Genomic DNA, 15567 nt, shown 5'->3' with positions numbered 1-15567 from the left:
TAAGCCCATGGTGAGCGCACTGGGTGCAGTTCTATACAGTGACGCGCTGCATAAAAGTTTCCAAAGCGGGATCGGCTCACCCATTGTTAAACATATAATTGGGGCGGTTACAGCCACTGTCCCCCTATTAAGGAGTCTCACTGACATGGAATTCATCTCCCGCCACCTAGGGCCGGATTCTGCGGAGCAGGCCACCATGCTTGCGAAGGTAGGCTACGACAGCGTGGACGCGCTGGTCGATGCCGCCATTCCCTCAAAGATCCGCGCCGCAGAACTGCCTCAGCTTCCTGAGGCACTCTCGGAAGATGAGGCGCAGGCTACATTGCGGGAGTACGCCAACCAGAACACCGTGCTGAAGTCCTTCTACGGACAAGGCTTTTCTGACACCCTCACCCCCGCGGTCATCCGCCGCGGTTTATTGGAAGACGCGGGATGGTACACCGCCTATACCCCATATCAGCCAGAGATCTCCCAGGGTCGTCTTGAAGCGCTGTTGAACTTCCAGACGATGATTGAGTCCCTGACCGGTCTGCCCATCGCCAATGCATCCTTGCTGGATGAGGCCTCCGCCACCGCGGAAGCCGTGGGCCTTATGTCCCGCGCGGTCAAGAAGGGTCGCCGCGTGGTGCTGGATTCTCGCCTGCACCCGCAGGTGCTTACCGTCGCCGCAGAGCGTGCCCGCGCGATTGACCTCGAGGTAGAAATCGTAGACCTGCGCGAAGGCCTCGTGGGCGAGGACCTCATCGGCGCAGTAATCGCCTACACCGGTACCGAGGGCGACATCTTTGACCCCTCCACCATCATCGAGGAGCTGCACACCCGCGGCGCTCTGGCCACCGTGGCCACCGACCCGCTTTCGCTGCTCCTGCTGGAGGCACCTGGCTCGCTGGGCGCCGATATTGTGCTCGGTTCTTCCCAGCGCTTTGGCGTTCCGCTCTTCTTCGGCGGCCCGCACGCTGCCTACATGGCGGTCACAGAAAAGCTCAAGCGCCAGATGCCTGGCCGCATCGTGGGCGTGTCCAAGGACGCGGATGGTCGCCCCGCTTACCGCTTGGCACTGCAGACCCGCGAGCAGCACATTCGCCGCGAACGCGCCACCTCCAATATCTGTACTGCGCAGGCACTGCTAGCCAATGTCGCCTCCATGTATGCCGTCTACCACGGTCCGCAAGGCCTCACGGCCATTGCCCAGCGCGTCCACGCGCTCGCTTCCTCCTTTGCGCAGGCCGTCAAGGATGCCGGAAAGCAACTCGTGTCCGAGGACTTCTTCGATACCGTGACCGTCGCCGGCGTAGACGCCGCCACCATCAAGACTGACCTCCAAAAGGAGGGCTACCTCGTGCGCACCATCGGCGAGGACAAGGTATCGGTGTCCTTTGGTGAGTCGGCGACCAAGGAGGACGTCGCCAAGCTCGCCCAGGCCTTCGGCGCCAAAGCTGCTGAGGCCGACTTTGCCCTGCCGGAGAACCTGCAGCGTGGCGAGGAGCCACTCCAGCACGAGATCTTCAACCGCATCCATTCCGAGACCCAGATGCTGCGCTACCTGCGCAAGCTGGCCGATAAGGACTTGGCGCTCGACCGCACCATGATTCCGCTGGGCTCCTGCACCATGAAGCTCAACCCCACCGCCGCCATGGAGCCGATTTCCTGGCCGGAGTTTGCAGGCATCCACCCCTACGCACCAGAGGAAACGACCGCCGGTTGGCGCGCCTTGGTAGAAGAGATTGAGGGCTGGCTGGCCGAGGTCACTGGTTATGCCAAGGTCTCCATCCAGCCCAATGCCGGCTCCCAGGGCGAGCTGGCGGGTCTTTTGGCCATCCGCCGCTACCACGTAGCCAATGGCGATAACGAGCGCGATGTAGTGCTCATCCCAGCTTCCGCGCACGGTACCAATGCGGCTTCGGCAACGCTGGCTAACCTGCGCGTTGTTGTGGTCAAGACCGCCGAGGATGGCTCTATTGACCTGGCGGATTTGGATGAGAAGATTGCCAAGCACGGCAACCACATCGCCGGCATCATGGTGACCTACCCGTCCACCCACGGTGTCTTTGACCCCGAGGTCCGCGACGTATGCGATAAGGTCCACGCGGTGGGCGGCCAGGTCTACATCGACGGTGCGAATATGAACGCGCTGACCGGCTGGGCCCGCCCAGGCCAGTTCGGCGGCGATGTTTCCCACCTCAACCTGCACAAGACCTTTACCATTCCGCATGGCGGTGGCGGCCCGGGCGTGGGTCCGGTCGCAGTGGCCGAGCACCTCATCCCCTTCCTGCCCACCAACGCCGCGGATCCGCAGCTGGATGCCACCACCGCTACCCCGGTAGGTCAGGGCGTGCCAATTACCAATACCAAGTACGGCTCGGCGGGTGTGCTGCCGATTTCCTGGGCGTACCTAGCTATGACCGGGGCACAGGGACTGGCCCAGGCCTCCGCCCACGCGATTTTGGGCGCGAACTACCTGGCCAAGTCCTTGGAAGATTCCTTCCCTGTGCTCTACACCGGCAACGCTGGCTTGGTTGCGCACGAATGCATCCTGGATCTGCGCGCGCTTACCGACGCCTCCGGGGTCACCGCAGCCGACGTAGCCAAGCGCCTCGTGGACTTTGGTTTCCATGCCCCCACCCTTGCCTTCCCGGTGGCCGGCACCCTCATGGTGGAGCCCACCGAGTCTGAAGACTTGGGCGAGCTGGACCGCTTCATTGAGGCTATGCGCACCATTCGAGCCGAGATCCAAGAGATCATCGACGGCGAGGTGTCCTACGAGGGCTCCGTTATCCACCATGCGCCATTTACCGCAGAGTCCGTCGGCGCCGATGCGTGGGAGTTCTCCTTCAGCCGCGAAAAGGCAGCGTGGCCGGTGAAATCCCTGCGCCACAGCTACAAGTACTTCCCGCCGGTGCGTCGCATCGACGAGGCCTACGGCGACCGCAACCTGGTCTGCAGCTGCCCACCACCAGAAGCTTTCGACATCGACGAATCTGAGGAGTAACCATGACCGAACTACTCACCTCCCCGCTTCATGCCGAGCACGAAAAACTCGGCGCCACCTTCACGGCCTTCGGCCCGTGGAACATGCCCTTGAAGTACCAGAACGAGCTGGATGAGCACCGCGCGGTGCGCAGCACCGCCGGCCTCTTTGACCTCTCCCACATGGGCGAAATTTGGGTCAACGGCGCCGACGCCGGCAAGTTCTTGTCCTATGCCTTCATCTCCAACTTCGAGCCCCTCAAGGTGGGCAAGGCCAAGTACTCCATGATTACCGCTGAAGACGGCGGCATCATCGATGACCTGATCACCTACCGCTTTGAAGAGGACAAATTCCTCGTCGTCCCGAATGCCGGCAACGCCGATACCGTATGGGACGAGCTCAACAATCGCGCCGAGGGCTTCGATGTGACTCTGAAGAACGAGTCCCAGGACGTCGCCATGATCGCCGTCCAGGGCCCTAAGGCCGCAGAAATCCTCGTGCCGCTGGTAGAAGACAATAAGCAGGACGAGGTATATAACCTCGGCTACTACGCCGCCACCATGGGCAAGGTAGCGCGCACCTTCGCCATTATCGCGCGCACCGGCTACACCGGTGAGGATGGCTTCGAGCTCATCGTGTATAACTCCGATGCCCCGCAGCTGTGGGAAGAACTGCTCAAGGCCGGTGAGGAATACGACCTCAAGCCGTGCGGCCTTGCCGCCCGCGATTCCCTGCGCCTCGAGGCCGGCATGCCGCTCTACGGCAACGAGCTCTCTCGCGATATCACCCCGGTAGAGGCGGGCATGGCGCGTGCCTTTGCCAAGAAGGAAGCCGATTTCGTCGGCTCCGAGGTCATCCGCCAGCGCGCCGCCGACGGCCCGCAGGTGGCGATCACCGGCCTCACCTCCACGCAGCGCCGCGCCGCGCGCGCCGGCGCCGAAGTATTCGTGGGAGACAAGAAGGTCGGAACCGTCACCTCCGGCCAGCCTTCCCCCACCCTGGGACACCCAGTTGCCATCGCGCTGCTGGAAACCAGCGCCGAACTCGAGCCCGGCGCCGAAGTCGAAGTAGAGATCCGCGGCAAGCGCTATCCTTTTGAAGTAACCGCGTTACCGTTCTACAAGCGCGATAAGTAAACATCATCTCAACCAGCCCGAAAGGACTACACCACCATGGCTACCCTTCCACAAGATTTCTCCTACTCCGAAGACCACGAGTGGGTCAACGCCACCGCTGACGCCGTCGCTGGCGCTACCGTGCGCATCGGCATTACCTCCGTCGCTGCCGATCGCTTGGGCGAGGTTGTCTTTGCTGAGCTACCGGAGGTGGGCGATACCGTCACCGCCGGCGAGTCCTGTGGCGAGGTGGAATCCACCAAGTCCGTCTCTGACCTCTACTCCCCTGTCACCGGCACCGTCAAGGCTGTCAACGAGGCCGTACACGATGACTACGCCGTCATCAACAACGACCCGTTCGGTGAGGGCTGGCTCTTCGAGGTCGAGGTAGATGAGGCCGGCGAGCTCATGGATGCCGCCGCCTACGCATCCGCTAACGGCCTGGACTAATTCAGCCCCACGCGGGAGGGTGTGCCACGCGCATCCTCCCGCTTTGCTTTGCCCACCGCACCAGAGGAAACTTTGAGGCTATGACTGCACCACGCGATCCCTTCTTCCCCGCCGAGCGCTCCATCCGCGCCTCCGATAAGCCACTAGAGGTCCGTTTCTTGGGCCGGATGGACTACCAGGAGGCGTGGGATTACCAGGCCGAGTTAGCGGCCGCCCGCGCCAAGGGCGAGCAAGGCGACGTGGTGCTCGTGGTTGAGCACCCCAATATCTATACCGCCGGCAAGCGCACCCAGCCAGAGGATATGCCCGATAACGGCCTGCCCGTTATCACCGTGGACCGCGGCGGGCGCATCACCTGGCACGGCGAGGGCCAGTTGGTCATCTACCCCATTATTAAGCTGGCTGAGCCTGTCGACGTCGTCGACTATGTCCGCCGCTTGGAGGAAGCCACCATCCAGACGGTTCGCCAGATGGGGGTGACCACCGCTGGGCGCATCGACGGCCGCTCGGGGGTTTGGGTCCCCTCCACCACCCAGGCCAAGGATCCGGCTGCCCCGAAGCGCGACCGCAAGATTGCCGCGCTGGGCATCCGCATTACCCGCGGGGTGACCATGCACGGCTTGGCCCTCAATTGCTGCAATACGCTGGAGTACTACGACCACATCGTGGCCTGCGGCATCGATGACGCCGACGTCACCACCCTGTCCCTAGAACTAGGCCACCAGGTCAGCCTCGAGGACGCCACCCAACCGCTGTTGCAAGCGCTGGACGACGCCCTCTCGGGCCGCCTCATCGTTGCCGACCACACCTTCGGCTCAGCCCCGGATCCCACGAAGCTGGCTAATGAAAGGGCACGGGAGAGGCGTCGGCAAGCGCAGCAGTAGCCCTCGTTCGGGGCTGGCGCGGAATAGGATGTGACTGCGGCGACATATACCTAGAAGAGCTATTAGCCATCACCACCATCAACCGATAAAGTGAGTTTTTGTGACTGTAAAGCCTGAAGGACGCAAGATGCTCCGCATTGAAAAGAAGAATGCGGAGTCACCCATCGAACAAAAGCCACGCTGGATTCGCAACCAGGTCCGCACCGGCCCGGGCTACGAGGACATGAAGTCCCGCGTGGCCGGCGCCTCCCTGCACACCGTGTGCCAAGAGGCAGGCTGCCCGAATATCCACGAGTGCTGGGAATCCCGCGAGGCTACGTTCCTTATCGGTGGCGATAAGTGCACCCGCCGCTGCGACTTCTGCGATATTGCCACCGGCAAGCCGGAAGAACTCGACCGCGACGAGCCGCGCCGCGTGGCCGAAAATATCCGGGAAATGGACCTTAACTACACCACCATTACCGGCGTTACCCGCGACGATCTTCCGGATGAGGGCGCCTGGCTCTATGCCGAGGTCGTGCGCAAGATTCACGAGCTCAACCCGCATACCGGCGTGGAAAACCTCACCCCGGACTTCTCTGGCAAGCCGGACCTTTTGGAAGAGGTCTTTGAGGCCAAGCCGGAGGTCTTTGCCCACAACCTGGAAACCGTGCCGCGCATCTTTAAGCGCATCCGCCCGGCCTTCCGCTACGAGCGCTCCCTGGACGTTATCCGCCAGGCCCACGACTATGGCCTGATTACCAAGTCCAACCTGATTTTGGGCATGGGCGAGACCGAGGATGAGGTCGAGGAAGCATTGCGTGACCTGCGCTCTGCCGGCTGCGATATCATCACCATCACCCAGTACCTGCGCCCCGGCCCGCGCTTCCACCCAATTGAGCGCTGGGTGCGCCCAGAGGAATTCGTGGCGCATTCCAAGCTGGCCAAGGAGCTCGGCTTCGGCGGCGTCATGTCCGGCCCGCTGGTGCGCTCGTCCTACCGCGCCGGCCGTCTCTACGTGCAGGCCATGGAAAAGCGCGGCTTCGAGCTGCCGGAGAACCTCAAGCATCTGGCCGAGACCTCCCAGGGTGCCACCGCCCAAGAGGCCTCCACCTTGCTGGAGAAGTACGGCCCCTCGGAAGAGACTCCAGTGACCACCCGCATGGCCAAGACCCCGGCTAATGCAAATTCGGCGGCGGCCACCATCCGCTAATCCGAACGTTTTCATAACGGCCTGCGCTTTTCGCGTGGGCCGTTTTAACATTTATGCCCGTTGACCTTTAAAGTAGGAGCCATGGCGAAAGATGACAAGGCAGCACTAAAGGCTGCAAAGAAGCAAGAACGCGCGGCCAAGCGCCAGCAGCGTAAGCAAACCTGGTCCCAAATGTGGCAAGCATTCAATATGCAGCGCAAGCAGGATAAGGCGCTTATCCCCATCATGCTGGGTGCCTTCCTGGGCATGGGCTTGCTCTTCTTCCTCATTGGCATGCTTTTTAGCGGCGAGTGGTTCATGCTCATCCTCGGTTTGGGCATCGGCGCGCTGCTCGCTATGTTCCTCTTCACCCGCCGCCTTGAGCGCGATATGTACAAGCGCGTAGAAGACCAGCCCGGCGCTGCCGGCTGGGCGCTGGAGCAGCAGCTGCGCAATACCGTGGGCATCGTGTGGTCCGTAAAGACCGGTGTGGCCGCTACCCGCCAGCAGGATCTTATCCACCGCGTCATCGGCAATGCCGGCGTCATCTTCGTTTGCGAGGGCAATAAGAACCGCGTACGCCCCACCTTGAACCAGCTTAAGAAGCGTGTAGACAAGATCGCCGGCGGCGTTCCCGTCTACGAGATTTTCGTAGGCAACGGCGAGGACGAGGTTCCCGTATCCAAGCTGCGCAATAAGGTCATGAAGCTGCCGCGCAACTTCAATAAGAACGAAACCTACGAAAACATCCGCCGCATCGAGGCCATGGATTCCATGCCGGGTACCACCCCGGGCATGCCTAAGGGCCCTATGCCCCACCAGGCGCAGAACATGGCCGGCATGAACCGCCGCATGCGCCGTGCCCAGCAGCGCAAGAAGAATAAATAAGCGCCTAAAGCTAATCCCTGCTACACCGTCGGCGGCGTAGCAGGGATTTTCTTATGCCCTTGATAGCAGGCTATCTAGGAGCGAATGACGATGGTGCCGGTGGCGCGGTCGTGCATGCCGCGTCCATCCGCATCAACCATGGCCGCCGGGAAAAGCACACCGGTGAGCACCGTGCGCAGCGCCGCGCGCCATAGGCCCACGCGGGCACCGGGGACGTCGAGTCGCGCCACGCCCATACCCAACAGCAACATGCCGGGGGTGCGGGCAAAGAGCCAACCGCAGACAATGCCCTTGACTACCCACAGCGCGTAGCCCAAGAAGGCCACCCCGCCCAATTCCGTGGTGAACATGTGGATCATGTTGGCAATGAGCATGCACACGATCCAGTCAATGGCCACGGCGCCGGCGCGGCGGCCAACGGGGGCCAGTGATCCCGGCCCGGACTCCGGAAGGCCGAGCTTTTCGCCCGGCCAGCGGCCGGGGCCTTCCATGTCGTCGTATTCGCCCGGAATATTCGGCCCGTCGAGCCACGTACGCTTATCTGCCATGCTCACCAATCTAGCGGGCACAAAGTGAGATGTGAAACGAGGGGAATCGCGATGCCAACGGTAGGAACCTAGTAGGCTATAGAGAGACAATTCACCGGTCAACAACGAGGAGACAAACGTGTCTTTCGAGACAGTGCAGGACATCGTCCAATTTATTAAGGACGAGGACGTAAAGTTCGTCGATATCCGCTTTACGGACGTCCCAGGCACCGAGCACCACTTTTCCATCCCAGCAGATGAGTTCACCGTAGAAGATGCCGAAAATGGCCTTGCCTTCGACGGCTCCTCTATCCGCGGATTCACCACCATCGATGAGTCCGATATGACCCTGCTGCCGGATCCAGCCACCGCGCATATCGATCCGTTCCGCACGGCCAAGACCCTGAACATCAAGTTCTTCGTCCACGACCCATTTACCTTTGAGCCTTTCTCCCGCGACCCGCGCAACATCGCACGCAAGGCGGAAGAGTACCTGCAGTCCACCGGCATTGCCGATACTTGTAACTTTGGTGCTGAGGCCGAGTTCTATCTCTTTGACTCCGTCCGCTTTGGCACCGACGTCCAGCACGGCTTCTACGAGGTGGATTCCGATGAAGGTTGGTGGAACCGCGATAGCGAAACCAACTTCGACGGCACCCCAAACACCGGCTACAAGACCCGCCTGAAGGGCGGCTACTTCCCCACCGCGCCGTATGACAAGCACGGTGAGGTACGCGATGCCATGGTAGAGAACCTGCAAAAGGTTGGCTTCCAAATCGAGCGCTTCCACCACGAGGTCGGCGCCGGCCAGAATGAGATCAACTACCGCTTCAACTCCATGTTGCACGCGGGCGATGACATCCAGACCTTCAAGTACGTGGTCAAACAGACCGCGGCACAGTGGGGCAAGACCGCAACCTTCATGCCTAAGCCGCTAGCTGGCGATAATGGTTCCGGCATGCACGCCCACATGTCCCTGTGGAAGGACGGCAAGCCTCTCTTCCACGATGAGGCTGGCTACGCAGGCCTTTCCGATATCGCCCGCTACTACATCGGCGGTATCCTCCACCACGCCGGTGCAGTTCTTGCGTTCACCAACCCGACGCTGAACTCCTACCACCGACTGGTGCCAGGCTTCGAGGCCCCGATCAACCTAGTGTACTCCCAGCGCAACCGCTCGGCCGCCATCCGTATCCCGATTACCGGTTCCAACCCGAAGGCCAAGCGCATCGAGTTCCGCGCACCGGACCCATCCGGCAACCCTTACCTGGGCTTTGCCGCCATGATGATGGCCGGCATCGACGGCGTAAAGAACCGCATCGAGCCGCACGCTCCCGTTGATAAGGACCTCTACGAGCTGCCGCCAGCAGAGGCTGAGTCCATCCCGCAGGCACCGACCTCCCTCGAGGCTTCCCTGAAGGCCCTGCAGGAGGACATGGACTTCCTCACCGAAGGCGATGTCTTCACCGAGGATCTCATCGAGACCTACATCAACTACAAGTACGAGAACGAGATTAACCCTGTTCGCCTGCGTCCTACCCCGCAGGAATTTGAGATGTACTACGACTGCTAGAGCTACGCTTGCCGACGCCCCCTCTCGCCACCAGCTTTCCGCCTTCCTAGGCTCCCAAATTGCTGAGTGCCGATTGGGGGCTTTGCAGATCTATGTGCACTTTGGATTCAGAGGTTTTACACCGACTATTGACAAGCGCCCTTGATTCTTAGCGGTGGCCACTCCTTGTTAATTGACTACCGAAGCGTTTCCCAAATGCGTGGGCCGTGAACAAAATTTTGCGCAAATGATTACTAAAATTGCGCATTTTGAGCTATACTTTAGTCAATCGATACCCCCTCCAAGCTTCCCATAGGAACAGCTCAATATGAGAGGGGGGCTTTGCTATTCTGAAGCAATGAACCGCAGGAAGAAGTTCCTTAGCATTGAAGAACAAGTTAGTTTAATTCAACGCCGTGGGTTAATCCTTCCTTCCGAAAAATCTGCTAAAGATTTCCTTGAGCGCCAAAATTATTACCGCTTTTCGGGCTACATGCGGTACTTCCAAGAAAACTTAGCCGGTGACGAAGCCAGATTCTTTCCTGGCACCCAGTGGGATGAAATAGTTAATATCTACCGGTTGGACATCGAACTTCGTTCTTTCCTTCTCCGCGGGCTCCAAGAAGCAGAGCTTGCTGCTAGGACGGCCTTTGCGCTCAGCGAAGGTGAAATCCATTCTCCTTATGAGAAGTATCTTCAGCCCACTGCGTACCGGCGCCCACCAAATCCGGCTATGCGGCCCACACGCGATCTAATTGTCAGTGAGCTCAAGCGGTCTAAGGAACCATACCTCCATAAATACCAAAAGGACTCAGGGTCCGACACTGAAAGGTGGGTTTACGATGTCCCAATTTGGGTGGCCGTCGAGGCTCTGTCCTTTGGTACGTTGTCGAAAGCAATAAGCTTCCGAAACGACAACAACCAAGTTTACGCAAAGACTTGTTCCATTCTTGGCGTAAAGAAACAATATTTAGCGCGCCAATTGCGCTCTTTTACATTTGTGAGAAATAAGTGTGCTCACTCAGCTCGGTTATGGAACGGTTTCGTTTTGGACCAACCTGCAGTATCCAATGCTACGAAGCGGCGTGCTGAGAAAGTTTTAGGTCAAAATTATGGCGAGAACTCGCTACTAGCAGTAATTGTAGCCCTTGATAACTTTCTCTTCCTTACAAATTCGTGGGTTGGATTTTTGGATGAGTATATGAAGCTGGTCGAACGAAATCCGGATTTCCACCAAGGTATAGCGAATCCTCACCATTCATAGCCTCCCTTGGTGCATGAACACGCAATGGTATTCCAGCCCTTTTCTTGCGACCCCAGACACACATTCACGTGGGTTTGACCCCCGCCCCTATATGCACGCTTAGCGAGAGTTCTCACCAGCAAAAACGACAGCAAAATTCTGATAACCCGACCGAAAGAAATTAACATGTGGGTGTGACTGATAGATTCCGCCAACTCCCAGCCCCTGGCCCCGCGTGGGGAGGCAGCCTCATGGGCACCTCCATCGTTTCGCGCCTGCTCGTGGAAGAAGGCATGATGATCCTGGCCGGCATTTTTGCCGCCATCGCGTGCGTCATCTTTGTCGTTCTCACCGCGGGCTTCTTGCGCTACCGCCACCCTAGCTTTGAGCGCACCACTATGGCGGAGTGGTCGATGTTTTTCATCGGAATCTTGGCGCTCGGTGCCGCGCTTTCGGGCCTGACGGATATCCCTACCTTCCGTCTCGTGGGCTTTTGGATCGGTGGCCCGGTTACGGTTATTACGTGGGCTATCCAGCTCACGCGCTTTGATGGCGAACCGAAGTTCACCTGGGGCCTGCCGCTGGTCGGCCCTATGATTTCGGCTTCCGTTTCCGGTTGGCTGGCTAATGATTACGGCCCGCTCTACCACGTGATGGGTACGGTATTTTTCTTCATGTCCCTGGTGACGGCGGTGCCCACCTTCGCCCGCGTGTATTGGGCCGCTTGGCACGGCAAGGTGGATTTCACCGGCGCGAAATCAGCCACCGCCTGGGTCCCGTTAGGCGTGGTGGGCCAGTCCACCACGGCAATGCAGATTCTCTTCCCCGGCCCGGTGTCCATTTATTACGGCGTAACGGCGCTTATTATCGCCATTCCGCTGTCCATCTACGCGATGTTTACCTTCTATCCCAATGTGGCGCGGTGGGTTCCGTACTCCCCGGCGTGGTGGTCTTGCACGTTCCCGCCGGGAACCGTAAGCATGGGCGGCCACCAGCTGGCATTGGTCAATGGCTCCGAGCTTATCGACGCCATTGCGCTCACCATCCCCGTCCTCCTCACCGCCCACTGGATGCTGTGCTCCACCCGCTTCCTTAGCTGGGTATGGGAGGGAAGGAAGGAAACCGGCCCTGAAGAGCCACTCATTAAGACTGGGCCCAAAAGGTAGCAAGGAGGCGCAGCCACTATGCGAGACGCCAGCTTCGAACGAGGAAAGCGCCGCACACGCCGCCGCAGGCGTGAGGAGCGACCGCGGCGCGAGCACTGGAGCAGGGAATACGCAATCTATGCGGAAGATTCCTGGGGCATCGATGACTTGGGGCCCGAAGGCGGCGAGAATTCCGTGCGCGCCTATTCCGGCGGCCGCGCAGATGGCAATCGTCGCCGGCGCCGCTGATGCATAATAGCTCCCCTATCACCTTCATCGCCTGGGACCGCGCCAACGTGGCTGCGGTGAGGGAGGTTCTCGCTGGCCTGCAGCGAGACGGCATCTACCTGCGCCGCGGCCGCCTGCTCTTGGAGACGTCCTGGCTTGGCACAGGCGCGCGGGACTTCTACGCCACAGCCTGGCGCTGGGGCGCACAGGACTGCCCGCTCTTTTGTGACCTAGCCCAGCGCGGGAAGCTCTTGCTTACTATCAGCGATACCGTGATTGCCTGCGGCGACCAAGACGACCTTGCCGATGCGCGCGCTGGCATTGCACAAGAACTCATCGCCGTCCAGAACCCGCAGCAACTGTGCACGCTGCTTGCCGACGCCGCAGAAGAATAGCCCTACATTCCCGGTTGCTCGCTGCGCTTCATCCAGCCCATGCGCGGGGCAAATCCGCGGGGATGTTTCATCTGCGCTACGGCGTCAGCGATCATGAGGCGGTGGCGGCGCGACACGCTATCAGGAAGCTTCGCCACGGAAAACCACCCAGCCTCGGTATTTTCTTCGTCGCTGATGACCGGCTCTGCGCCATCGGCTACTGATACGCGCAGCGCCGTCCCCATAAAGGTGCACTCATCACCGTTGGGGTAGGTCACAGGGCCGGACTGTCCCACGCCCAATAGCGCTTCCACCTTGGCGTCAAGGCCGACTTCCTCTTTGACTTCCCGCAGCGCGGTGGTAGTAATTTCCTCGCCTGGCTCGCAGATTCCTTCCACCGGGGTCCACGTACCGTTATCGGAGCGCTTTACTAGGAGCACGGAGGGGACTTCCCAGAGCGCGGCGTCTGCCGGCACATCGCGGATGATGATGGCGCTGCAGGCTGGCACAAAGATCTGATCGTGTCCAATCTTTTCGCGCAGCTGAACAATAAAATCTGGAGTCGGCATGCCACCTAGCGTAGACCAGTGCGGCGCACTTAGGCCATGGGCCCCAAGACCTCTTTCGCTAGAAGCTGAATATCGGTGGCCAGCGTGAAAGACAGCTCCATGTCCGTTGACGTGGTTTGGCAGGTGTGGCCTTCTTCGAGGTGTTGCGTCGTTCCGGAAACCACGCCCACGATGGTTTGTTTTCCTTCTACTTCGCCATACACCGGACCACCGGAGTCGCCATTGGTGCTGCATACGCGCGCCCTAGCGGCGAGCGAATCACGCTGGAGTCCCTCCGAGTTCAGCTGCGCCATCTCTGCATCATGGGAAAGCGTGCCGCACGTCTCATCGGTCACGCGGCCAAGCTTGCACACCTGATGCGGCAGGTGAGCCAGGGAGGTGGCGACGCTATTGTCCACCGCCCCGGGGACGTAGTACTCAGCGCTGCCGGTGATCTCAATAAAGGCCACGTCGAGGTCGTGGCTGTCGTCGGCATAAAAGTCAGAGTAGATGACCTCGCCGATAGGTTCAGCGGGGTAGCTGAAGTCGCCGTCGGCGGTGCCGGCCCAGACCTTATCACCTGGTTTGCCACAATGGGAAGCGGTAACGGCGATCGTTCGGGCGTCGGCAAGCGTAAATGACCATGCCGCGGTACAAGACTGGTAGTTGAAGTAGGCACCCGGCCGCGGTTCATCGCCGGAGAGATCCAAGGCGGTGCCCGGCGCGAGCGGCGCCGCGGCCGGGGAGTAAGACTCATTGGGAATGAGGTTTTTATAAGACAGGGCGGAGAAACTTGGCTCTTCCCCACCCCGCACCGGGCTGCAGGCCGCAAGGAACGCGGCCGTGCACGCTACAAAGACGCTAGTTGCTCTCCGCGTCCGCATCCCCGGCGTTGTCCTTGTTCTCTTCTTCCGCATCCATCTCCGCCTGGGCTTTGAGATCGCGGATGAACTTTTCCGGATCAAACTCGGTGTAGTGTTCCGGGCCGGCAAAATTTTCTAGGGCCATGGTCTAAACCTCCGTTTTCTGAATCGACGTGGTGATGTAATCCTTGACCTCCGCGGCATCATTAGGCAAGTCCTTGACGTGCCGCTCAGTATCGAGGATGCCGGCAAAGCGCTCGGGCGGCTCAGGGGCAGAGCCGATGGCTTCCGTGATCGTCTCGGCAAACTTCACCGGCAGCGCGGTCTCCAGACACACGATTGGAGTCTTTACCCCCTCGCGCTGTGCGCCACGAGCCACCTTGATGCCGTCGGCCGTGTGCGGATCCGCCAGGTAATCAAAGCGCTCGTGTACGTCCTTGATGGTGGCTAGGCGATCGGCATGGCTGGAGGAACCGGACAGGAAACCATAGTCCTCGCGGGCAGCAGCAATCTTGTCGTGGTCGAGGCTAAAGCCGCCCTCTTTCACCTTGGTGCCGAATAGTTCCGCGGTTTCGGCTGCATCGCGGCCGAGCAAGTCGAACGCAAAGCGCTCAAAATTCGAGGCGCGCGAGATATCCATGGACGGCGAAGAGGTTGCCATGGTCTCTGCGGCTGGACGCGGCCGGTAGTTTCCGGTGCGGAAGAACTCATCCAGCACATCATTTTCATTGGTAGCCACGATAAGACGATCAATGGGAAGGCCCATCTGGCGAGCGATGTGGCCGGCACAGATATCGCCAAAGTTACCGGTGGGAACGCTAAAGGAAACTTTCTGATCGGCGGTTTCGGTGACCTTGAGCCAGCAGGAGATGTAGTAGACCACCTGGGCCATCAGCCGTGCCCAGTTAATGGAATTGACCGCGCCAATGCGGTAGGCGGCCTTAAAGTCAGCATCTCCCGATACCGCCTTGACCACATCCTGGCAATCATCGAAAACGCCATCTAGAGCGATGTTGAAGATATTCGGGTCATCCAGCCCAAACATCTGCGCCTGCTGGAAGGCCGTCATTCGGCCGGCCGGGGTGAGCATAAAGACGCGAATCCCGTGGCGCCCGCGCATCGCATACTCTGCAGAGGACCCCGTATCGCCGGAGGTGGCGCCCAAAATATTGAGGGTCTCACCGCGGCGGGCGAGCTCATATTCGAAGAGCTCCCCCAAAAGCTGCATGGCCATGTCCTTAAATGCCGCAGTTGGCCCTTCGGATAGATGGCCGATGAAAAGGCCCTCGCCTAATTCGGTGACGGGAACGATTTCCGGGTCCGCAAACTTGGGGCTGGTGTAGGCGCGGGCGGCGATGGCCTCGATGTCTTGCGCTGGAATATCGTCAATGAAAAGCTTAAGTACCTCGGCCGCAAGTGCCGCGTAGCCTTTGTCTGCTAGGAGCCTGCGCCATGAATTTAAAGTGGCGGAATCTAGCTGTGGGTAGCTCTCAGGCAGGTATAAACCGCCATCGGGGGCAAGCCCGCCGAGGAGAATATCTGTAAAAGATGCGGGCTGACGGGCGGTATCGCGGGTCGAAATATACTTCACACAAAAGAATCTTAGTAGTT

Annotated in this window: 16 protein-coding genes; 11 read left to right on the top strand and 5 right to left on the bottom strand. The window is 59.9% G+C overall.

The window, feature by feature from the left end:
- Nucleotides 1-145: 145 nt before the first annotated feature.
- The 6 genes from gcvP (at nucleotide 146) to I6J28_RS05960 (ending at nucleotide 7476) form a co-directional block, all read left to right on the top strand.
- Nucleotides 146-2989 (top strand): aminomethyl-transferring glycine dehydrogenase, encoded by a 2844-nt coding sequence (gene gcvP / locus I6J28_RS05985; RefSeq protein ID WP_204608287.1) that lies wholly within the window; start codon nucleotides 146-148, stop codon nucleotides 2987-2989.
- A 2-nt stretch (nucleotides 2990-2991) separates the two neighbouring features.
- Nucleotides 2992-4104 carry a glycine cleavage system aminomethyltransferase GcvT gene (gene gcvT / locus I6J28_RS05980; RefSeq protein WP_204608285.1) on the top strand — a complete coding sequence of 371 codons (1113 nt, stop codon included), beginning with the start codon at nucleotides 2992-2994 and terminating at the stop codon, nucleotides 4102-4104.
- Nucleotides 4105-4140: 36 nt separating this feature from the next.
- Nucleotides 4141-4533, top strand: coding sequence for a glycine cleavage system protein GcvH (gene gcvH, locus I6J28_RS05975; protein ID WP_005324433.1), 393 nt, complete (start codon nucleotides 4141-4143; stop codon nucleotides 4531-4533).
- Between the two features lie 80 nt (nucleotides 4534-4613).
- Nucleotides 4614-5417 (top strand): lipoyl(octanoyl) transferase LipB, encoded by an 804-nt coding sequence (gene lipB / locus I6J28_RS05970; RefSeq protein ID WP_204608283.1) that lies wholly within the window; start codon nucleotides 4614-4616, stop codon nucleotides 5415-5417.
- Nucleotides 5418-5544: 127 nt separating this feature from the next.
- On the top strand, nucleotides 5545-6609 hold the full coding sequence (gene lipA / locus I6J28_RS05965) for a lipoyl synthase (protein ID WP_005327094.1): 1065 nt from the start codon (nucleotides 5545-5547) through the stop codon (nucleotides 6607-6609).
- Between the two features lie 81 nt (nucleotides 6610-6690).
- A complete protein-coding gene (locus I6J28_RS05960; protein ID WP_204608280.1) occupies nucleotides 6691-7476 on the top strand; it encodes a DUF4191 domain-containing protein in 786 nt (261 codons plus the stop codon).
- Nucleotides 7477-7550: 74 nt separating this feature from the next.
- Here the strand turns inward: I6J28_RS05960 and I6J28_RS05955 are convergent, their stop codons facing one another.
- Entirely contained in the window at nucleotides 7551-8024 is a 474-nt protein-coding gene (locus I6J28_RS05955; RefSeq protein ID WP_204608278.1) for an RDD family protein, read from the bottom strand.
- 118 nt (nucleotides 8025-8142) lie between these two features.
- Between I6J28_RS05955 and glnA the strand changes: the two genes are divergently transcribed.
- The 5 genes from glnA to I6J28_RS05930 all read left to right on the top strand — a co-directional run bounded on the left by glnA (nucleotide 8143) and on the right by I6J28_RS05930 (nucleotide 12566).
- On the top strand, nucleotides 8143-9576 hold the full coding sequence (gene glnA / locus I6J28_RS05950; protein ID WP_204608276.1) for a type I glutamate--ammonia ligase: 1434 nt from the start codon (nucleotides 8143-8145) through the stop codon (nucleotides 9574-9576).
- Between the two features lie 337 nt (nucleotides 9577-9913).
- Complete coding sequence (locus I6J28_RS05945; RefSeq protein WP_204608274.1) at nucleotides 9914-10819, top strand: Abi family protein; 906 nt, start codon at nucleotides 9914-9916, stop codon at nucleotides 10817-10819.
- 173 nt (nucleotides 10820-10992) lie between these two features.
- Nucleotides 10993-11964, top strand: a complete 972-nt coding sequence (locus I6J28_RS05940) for a TDT family transporter (protein ID WP_204608272.1) — start codon at nucleotides 10993-10995, stop codon at nucleotides 11962-11964.
- A gap of 18 nt (nucleotides 11965-11982) precedes the next feature.
- A complete protein-coding gene (locus I6J28_RS05935; protein ID WP_204608270.1) occupies nucleotides 11983-12192 on the top strand; it encodes a hypothetical protein in 210 nt (69 codons plus the stop codon).
- Nucleotides 12192-12566, top strand: coding sequence for a hypothetical protein (locus tag I6J28_RS05930; RefSeq protein WP_204608268.1), 375 nt, complete (start codon nucleotides 12192-12194; stop codon nucleotides 12564-12566). Before I6J28_RS05935 ends, I6J28_RS05930 begins: the two co-directional genes overlap by 1 nt.
- 2 nt (nucleotides 12567-12568) lie before the next feature.
- On the opposite strand, the gene I6J28_RS05925 is transcribed toward I6J28_RS05930, so the two are convergent.
- From I6J28_RS05925 to thrC, 4 genes are read right to left on the bottom strand one after another with little or no spacing between them, the layout of a single operon-like run.
- On the bottom strand, nucleotides 12569-13114 hold the full coding sequence (locus I6J28_RS05925; protein WP_204608266.1) for an NUDIX hydrolase: 546 nt from the start codon (nucleotides 13112-13114) through the stop codon (nucleotides 12569-12571).
- Between the two features lie 29 nt (nucleotides 13115-13143).
- Nucleotides 13144-13977 (bottom strand): trypsin-like serine protease, encoded by an 834-nt coding sequence (locus tag I6J28_RS05920; RefSeq protein ID WP_204608263.1) that lies wholly within the window; start codon nucleotides 13975-13977, stop codon nucleotides 13144-13146.
- A complete protein-coding gene (locus I6J28_RS05915; RefSeq protein ID WP_204608261.1) occupies nucleotides 13955-14101 on the bottom strand; it encodes a hypothetical protein in 147 nt (48 codons plus the stop codon). Before I6J28_RS05915 ends, I6J28_RS05920 begins: the two co-directional genes overlap by 23 nt.
- 3 nt (nucleotides 14102-14104) lie before the next feature.
- The gene (gene thrC / locus I6J28_RS05910; RefSeq protein ID WP_204608259.1) at nucleotides 14105-15547 is read right to left on the bottom strand and encodes a threonine synthase; all 1443 of its coding nucleotides are present in this window, start codon (nucleotides 15545-15547) and stop codon (nucleotides 14105-14107) included.
- Between the last annotated feature and the right edge of the window lie 20 nt (nucleotides 15548-15567).

Source organism: Corynebacterium tuberculostearicum, assembly GCF_016894265.1.
GTDB classification, from domain to species: domain Bacteria; phylum Actinomycetota; class Actinomycetes; order Mycobacteriales; family Mycobacteriaceae; genus Corynebacterium; species Corynebacterium tuberculostearicum_D.
The sequence above is the reverse complement of the archived record's forward strand: the minus strand, read 5'-3'. Positions and strand labels throughout refer to the sequence as shown.

What these genes read in the sequence shown, in the direction of transcription:
- gcvP (WP_204608287.1), top strand. Translation starts at nt 146, where the DNA reads ATGGAATTCATCTCCCGCCACCTAGGGCCGGATTCTGCGGAGCAGGCC.
- gcvT (WP_204608285.1), top strand. Translation starts at nt 2,992, where the DNA reads ATGACCGAACTACTCACCTCCCCGCTTCATGCCGAGCACGAAAAACTC.
- gcvH (WP_005324433.1), top strand. Translation starts at nt 4,141, where the DNA reads ATGGCTACCCTTCCACAAGATTTCTCCTACTCCGAAGACCACGAGTGG.
- lipB (WP_204608283.1), top strand. Translation starts at nt 4,614, where the DNA reads ATGACTGCACCACGCGATCCCTTCTTCCCCGCCGAGCGCTCCATCCGC.
- lipA (WP_005327094.1), top strand. Translation starts at nt 5,545, where the DNA reads ATGCTCCGCATTGAAAAGAAGAATGCGGAGTCACCCATCGAACAAAAG.
- I6J28_RS05960 (WP_204608280.1), top strand. Translation starts at nt 6,691, where the DNA reads ATGGCGAAAGATGACAAGGCAGCACTAAAGGCTGCAAAGAAGCAAGAA.
- I6J28_RS05955 (WP_204608278.1), bottom strand. Translation starts at nt 8,024, where the DNA reads ATGGCAGATAAGCGTACGTGGCTCGACGGGCCGAATATTCCGGGCGAA.
- I6J28_RS05945 (WP_204608274.1), top strand. Translation starts at nt 9,914, where the DNA reads ATGAACCGCAGGAAGAAGTTCCTTAGCATTGAAGAACAAGTTAGTTTA.
- I6J28_RS05935 (WP_204608270.1), top strand. Translation starts at nt 11,983, where the DNA reads ATGCGAGACGCCAGCTTCGAACGAGGAAAGCGCCGCACACGCCGCCGC.
- I6J28_RS05930 (WP_204608268.1), top strand. Translation starts at nt 12,192, where the DNA reads ATGCATAATAGCTCCCCTATCACCTTCATCGCCTGGGACCGCGCCAAC.
- I6J28_RS05925 (WP_204608266.1), bottom strand. Translation starts at nt 13,114, where the DNA reads ATGCCGACTCCAGATTTTATTGTTCAGCTGCGCGAAAAGATTGGACAC.
- I6J28_RS05920 (WP_204608263.1), bottom strand. Translation starts at nt 13,977, where the DNA reads ATGCGGACGCGGAGAGCAACTAGCGTCTTTGTAGCGTGCACGGCCGCG.
- I6J28_RS05915 (WP_204608261.1), bottom strand. Translation starts at nt 14,101, where the DNA reads ATGGCCCTAGAAAATTTTGCCGGCCCGGAACACTACACCGAGTTTGAT.